The organism is Deinococcus marmoris (genome assembly GCF_001949125.1).
Lineage (GTDB): Bacteria > Deinococcota > Deinococci > Deinococcales > Deinococcaceae > Deinococcus > Deinococcus marmoris_A.
Genome location: NZ_MSTI01000168.1, coordinates 1 through 5860, shown reverse-complemented (window position 1 = coordinate 5860; position 5860 = coordinate 1). Strand labels below are relative to the sequence as shown.

General features: G+C 66.5%; 5 protein-coding genes and 1 pseudogene. 3 read left to right on the top strand and 3 right to left on the bottom strand.

Annotation, left to right across the window (positions count from 1 at the left end):
- Window positions 1-252: 252 nt before the first annotated feature.
- The 3 genes from BOO71_RS24340 to BOO71_RS24330 all read right to left on the bottom strand — a co-directional run bounded on the left by BOO71_RS24340 (window position 253) and on the right by BOO71_RS24330 (window position 2450).
- The gene (locus BOO71_RS24340) at window positions 253-747 is read right to left on the bottom strand and encodes a CarD family transcriptional regulator (RefSeq protein WP_083653801.1); all 495 of its coding nucleotides are present in this window, start codon (window positions 745-747) and stop codon (window positions 253-255) included.
- A 385-nt stretch (window positions 748-1132) separates the two neighbouring features.
- Window positions 1133-1477 (bottom strand): HU family DNA-binding protein, encoded by a 345-nt coding sequence (locus BOO71_RS24335; protein WP_075836841.1) that lies wholly within the window; start codon window positions 1475-1477, stop codon window positions 1133-1135.
- 205 nt (window positions 1478-1682) lie between these two features.
- On the bottom strand, window positions 1683-2450 hold the full coding sequence (locus tag BOO71_RS24330; protein WP_075836840.1) for a HesA/MoeB/ThiF family protein: 768 nt from the start codon (window positions 2448-2450) through the stop codon (window positions 1683-1685).
- A gap of 168 nt (window positions 2451-2618) precedes the next feature.
- On the opposite strand from BOO71_RS24330, the gene BOO71_RS24325 reads away from it, so the two are divergent.
- The 3 genes and pseudogenes from BOO71_RS24325 to BOO71_RS24315 all read left to right on the top strand — a co-directional run.
- On the top strand, window positions 2619-3197 hold the full coding sequence (locus BOO71_RS24325) for a glycerol-3-phosphate acyltransferase (protein ID WP_075836839.1): 579 nt from the start codon (window positions 2619-2621) through the stop codon (window positions 3195-3197).
- A 14-nt stretch (window positions 3198-3211) separates the two neighbouring features.
- Window positions 3212-5359, top strand: coding sequence for a hypothetical protein (locus BOO71_RS24320; RefSeq protein WP_254843285.1), 2148 nt, complete (start codon window positions 3212-3214; stop codon window positions 5357-5359).
- 241 nt (window positions 5360-5600) lie between these two features.
- Window positions 5601-5860: pseudogene (locus BOO71_RS24315) on the top strand (hypothetical protein); the annotation flags it as partial.

Sequence of the window (5860 nt, the reverse complement as noted above, 5' to 3'; positions counted from 1 at the left end):
GTGTGTTCCTTCTGCCCTGTGCAGAAGTGTCGTTCATCTCCCCAAGCTGCCCCCCAACTTATGTTGGGGGGCAGCTTTTTGTTGTTTTTGACTCCATGTTCGTAACCCGTTTCTCTTCTGTCCATTCTCGTCATGAACAAATTCCCACGACCGGGACAGCTTGAAAAGAGGATGCTCTTCCTGCGTGCCGCAGCTCAACGAGGCTCGTTCGGATTTTCAAGTGTTGCCCATACTGCTCAAACGGAGTCTGTATCAGTTGTGCGGGTTCTCATTCCAGGCGCGGTCAAGGAAGTGCTGGATGGCCTGTGCGTTTTGACTGGTTAATCCGCTCACTTCCTGTTCCAGCAATTTGATGGCCTGCCGGAAAGCCTGTCGGTCCAGATCAGGCAGGCCGCGTTCCATATTCCAACGCCTCAGTTCGCATGCCAGGACCGCCAGTTCCAGTGGTCTGCCGCTGGCGATGATCTCTGTGACCAGGCGTTGGCGGGCCGCCCACTGCTTCGGTAGATCCAGGCTGCTGTCCTGGAGCCGGCACAGGAGTTCGGGCAGATCGCCCTCAGTCAGGGCGGCGCGCAGGCCAGCGCTTTGCGGGGCCGCCACCGGAACGTAGGCGCGGCTGGCCGTGTGGGCGAATTGCAACTCGTAGTAGGCGCGCGTTGCGTCCCCCACCGGACGCTGGCAGGTGCCGCTGACCACGCCGATCCCGTAAGGCGGCAGCACCACGCGGTCACCGGGTTCAAAAGCCATCTGCTTCAAGGTCTCACCTCTTGGTCTGCGATCCGGTTGGTGTGTTGTCCGATTGGTCTGCTGTCCGGCAGAGGCTCGCGGGTACGTCGGGGCGTCCTATCTGAAAAATCCGTTCCAGTCCGTTGCGGTGGAGTCAGTTCCCGTCCGCATCACATGCATTTCTGGGCAAAGGGAAAACGCCCTTTGCCTGGGATGGACCCAGTGTTGATGCATACGTCAGAGCTTAACCGGGAATGGTGAGAAATGCACACTAACGTCAGAGCGTATTATTAATGGTCCTTATCGTCTTTTGATTGTGGTGCATCCAAACGGAATAATCAGGGAATTAAAAAATCCAGTCCACGCCATTGCTGGGCAAACTGGAACGTGGGGCGCGGGACCTACTTCAGAGGGTGCCTTTGAGGGTGCTGGCCACCTTGAAGCGGATTTTCTTGCCCGCAGGAATGGTGATCTTCTGGCTGGTGCCGGGGCGCACGCCGGTGCGGGCTGCCGTCTGGGTGACGCTGAGGGTGCCCAGACCAGGCAGGCCGACGCTCTGGCCGCCCTGTAGCGCTCCCACGACACTGCTCAACATGGCGGCAACAGCCTCGCCGGCCTGCTTCTTGTTCAGGCTGGTTTTGTCGGCCACCATATCGATGATCTGGGTCTTGGCGATCTTGTTGCTCGCTGCTTTTGCAGGCGGAGCCTTGACGGCGGATTTCTTTGCGGCGGGCTTGGTGCTTTTGGCCATGTGCAAACCTCCAGAAGTTGAATTGAGCTGACTGCTCGCTCAAATGAACGTTAACACACATTAATGTAACGTCAAGATCAGGGGGTTTGCGTTGGGGAACGTCTTTTCGCCGTCCCATGCTGTTCCCTACAGGACAAAAGAATGCGGCAGTAAAAAAAAGAGTGTGCTGCACGCGTTTTTATATGTGTCAATAATGAGCATAGGATTAAGAAGTGGTCAGGATTGGTGACTTCAAAGTCAGTAGACGGACCCTCCCCGATAGGGCTTCGTAAGTCCACAGCCGGCCCCGCAGGGGTTCTCCCACGTCTCCCAGAACCTTGAGGGCCTCCTGGGCCATCAGGCTGCCCACCACCTGGGGGACCGGACCCAGCACGCCGGTCTCGTCGCAGGAGGGCGCGTCGCCAGGGGTGGGAAACAGATCGCGCAGGCCAAAACCAGGCCCGAACACGCTGACCATGCCGCTGCTGCCGCTGGCCGCGCCCCAGACCCATTCGCGCCCGCTTTGCGCGCAGGCATCGGCGATGGCGTAGCGCGTCTCGAAGTTGTCGGTGGCGTCTACCACGAGGGTGACACCGTCTGCGGCGCGCTGCATGTCTTCGGGGTCCAGTCTGGGAGCAGTGCCGATCTGCACGAACGGATTGATCGCCTGTGCCCGCGCCGCTGCCACCTCTGCCTTGGGACGGCCCACGTCGGCGGCTATGAACTGCGTCTGGCGGTGCAGATTGCTGATTCCCACCGTGTCGCCGTCCGCGATCAGCAGCCGCCCCACCCCGGCTCCGGCCAGCAGCGTGATCACTGGGCCGCCCAGCCCGCCCGCGCCCACCACCAGCACGCTTGCGCGCCGCAGCCGTTCCTGTGCCCCGGCCTCCAGCCATTCGGGCACCAGCAGTTGCCGCGAGTAGCGCCGCAGTTCCTCGCGGGAGAGGACTTCAGCGGTCTCCTGCGCCTGCAAGCCGGTTTCACCTGTGGTCATCGCCCCGAGTGTAAAGGAGTCCCGTGGCAGGGGAACTGATCGGGCCACAGTTCAGGTGCGGTCCAGTCCGGCCTGCCTCCACTGCCGAGCGCACGCTCTCGCTGCTTCCCCTGTGCGCTGCTCCCGGTCTGCGCTCACGCCCCGGCCCTGCCCTACAATGCGGCGCGTATGTTGCCCCTGCTGGTCGCTCTCATTTCCTACCTGCTGGGATCGCTGGTCACGGGCGTGCTGTACTCGCGGGCGCGCGGAGCGGACATCAGTGGGCGCGATCTGCCGGGGGGCAGCGGTACCTACCGGCAATTCGGGCGCAACGCCGCCATTCTGGTGACTGCCGGGGACATCCTGAAAGGCGTGCTGGCCGTGGCCCTGGCCCGCGTGCTGGCGCCGGAGCTGACCTGGCTGGCCACCCTGGCGGTGGTGCTGGGCCACTGCTACCCGGTGTTCTTCCGTTTTCAGGGCGGGGCCGGGATCGCGCCGCTGCTGGGGGCGCTGCTGGTGGCCGCCCCGCTGACGCTGCTGGGCACGCTGGGAACCGGACTGATTCTGATTCCGCTGTACCGGGCCACGCTGCAAAGCCGCCTGAAGCTGAACGCCGTGCCCTTCGCCACCGCCGTGGCCGTGCCGGTGGGCCTGCTGCTCAGCCTGCGGTATGGGGGTCTGCCCGATCTGCTGGCCGGGGGCGCGGCGATGGCGCTGCGGGCCGTACATTTGCTGGCCTTTCCGGTGGAGCCGGGGGACCGGGCGTGAGCCAGGGATCGTACATGAAACAGAGGTCGCGCGGAAATGCTGTCCTGCGGCCCGTCCTTGCCCTGCTGCTAGGGCTGGTGTGGGCTGGCCCGGCGCAGGCCGCTCCGGTGCTGGAAGGCCGCACCCTGCGCTACGAGGACGGGCCGAAGCTGGTCTGGCAGCGCAGTTTTCCGGCGGCGCTGGGCGACCTGAGCGGTCCGCTGGAAGTGGGCGGCGTGACGTATCTGGGCGTGGGGCCGGAGGTCTATGCCTACACGGCGCGGGGCCGGGTGCTGGGCCGCGCCGATCTGCCGGGGCCAGTCAGTTCGCTGGACGCTTCCGGGGGTGTGGTACGCGTGACCACCGGGGGAAACGGGTACGCCGAGCGCTTCACGCTGGCCGCCGGACCCTCTGGCCCCAGCGTGCAGGAGCGGGTGGTTTTTCCGCCGGACCCCGCCGTGACGGGCTGGCTGCTGCGCGCCGCCCAGGCCGTACCGGAGGCGGGCGTGCAGGCAGCGGCGAACGATGACCCCACCAATCCCTTCCTGCTGCTGCGGCTGGCCGGGCAGCGCCGGGCGGCAGGGGACAGTTACGCGGCCCTCAGCACCGTGCGGCGGGCGCTGGGAACCGCGCTGCCGTTTCCGGCGTGGGTGCAACTGGCCGCGCGGCTGGACACGGCGGGCTACCCGGCAGCCGCCGATCTGGCGCTGGACCGTGCCCGCCGCGACGCTGCCGGACGCGGCCTGGACCCCGACATCCCGGTCAGCCGGGCGGCCCTGGGTGCTTACGGCAATCCCAGCGCCTACCTGGGCACCCTGCTGACGCAGAACCGGCTGGCCCGCGCCGAATCGTGGATGGCCTACCTGCGCGAACTGCACCCGCGTTTCGAGGGCGGTCCGGCGCTGTACGCGCGCTACGCGGGCATTCTAGAAACCCAGGGCCGTGCGGGCGAGGCCGAGGAGTGGAGGCAGTTCTCGCGCTCGCTGCGGGCCGGGACGCTGTACAACCTGGGGCCGAATGGGCTGGGCAGCGTGCGTGACGCCGCGCGGCTGTCCACGCTGGCGCTGGCGCTGAGTCTGCTGGCGGCGGCGCTGGTGCTTCTTGTCCGGGCGTGGCGGGCGCAGGGTCAGGCCACCCGGCCCCTGGGCGGGCGTTTTCTGGCGTGGCTGCGCCGTCCGCTGGCCCGCGCGCGTTTCGTCTCGGTGGCCTACGCGTCCCTGAGCGAGCGCTTTTTGCTGACCCTGCTGCTGGCCGGGTTGCTGGCCTCGCTAGGCGGCTGGCAGTGGGCGAATCAGGCGGGCGCAGCGCTGCGCAGTCCGGCGCTGACCACCGGCACCTACGGCGGCAGCTGGGGCAACGCTGGCCTCGGGGACCTGAACCTGCGCCCCGGCCCGGACAGCGCCCTGCTGATCGGTCTGGCCTCGCAACTGGACGGCGACGACTCGGCGGCCCGTCAGACCTACACGGCGGCCCTGCCCGACGCCTGCGCCCTGAACAACCTGGGCGTGATCTCGCAGGCGCGCGGCGACGAGGCCCAGGCCCGCGAGCAGTACCGCGCCGCGCTGTCGGCCCGCCCGGACCTGGGGGCCGCCGCCTTTAATCTGGGCCTGAATCCTGGCAGCCCCGACGCCAGCTTCCAGCGAACCTACCGCCCTGGCCAGCCCCGGCTGTGCTACCCGGACGGGCGCAGCCTGACCCGCGCCGTGACCGGGGACCTGAGCGTGACCCTGCGGGGGGCGCTGCTGGACCCGGCCCAGGTGCTGAGCGCCGCGCCGGGCCGCAGCCCGCGCCTGGGCTGGGCGCTGCTGGGTACGGCGCTGCTGGGTGCGCTGCTGCTGCTCTCGCTGCTGCTGCCCCGCGCCGCCCAGACCGCCGCTCAGGCCCGCCCGCTGCTGGTCCGGGCGCTGACCGTCGTGCTGCCCGGCACCGGCCTGATGAACAGCCCCTGGGGCGGCATGTTGCTGCTGGCCTGGGCGGCGGTCCTCGCGGCGCTGGCCCCCCGCCTGGGTCTGGTGACGTTCCCGGATCTTCCCCTGCTGGCTTCGGGCACCGTGCAGACCGGCCTGCAAACGGGCCTGATCGCCGTGCTGGCCGTGATCTACGTCCTCAACACCATCATCCTGCTGACCGCCGAAGTCCGTCAGGTGCGCCAGCAACGCTGGGAAGCGAAGGCGGAGGGCTGAGCGCGGGGGAGAGGCTGGCCCCGGCGCGGGTTGCGGACCTCTTCTGTCTCGCTGTTGGCGTGAGACGACTGGAGCCGGATTGTTGCGTCTGACTCGTGAAGAATCGTTTGCCTCACGCATGATTTAGGCAGTTAAAAGTGCCTGGACTTCCTGAGCGAACGGGGAGGCGGGTCACGCCGTTTCCCGCGCCTTTCCATCTTAGGGCTTACGCGAAACTGGGCAAGTCTGAAATTCTGGGCTGGTGGGAAGACCTCGAAAAGTCGGGCGGCAACGGTACTGCGAGTTTTTGGCTGCAACACAGATCAATCGGACACAAACCTATTTTGCCAACCACGTCGATGATTTTGCTCATGACGCCGTTCAGCGCTACCTGAAAGGTGACTGTTTAACGGCAGCGGAGGTGTGGACGCAGGTGCGTCCACACGTCAAATTGAGCGACAAGGGTTACATCATCTTCGACGACAGCGTGATGGACAAGCGCCATTCACGCCGCATGGCGCT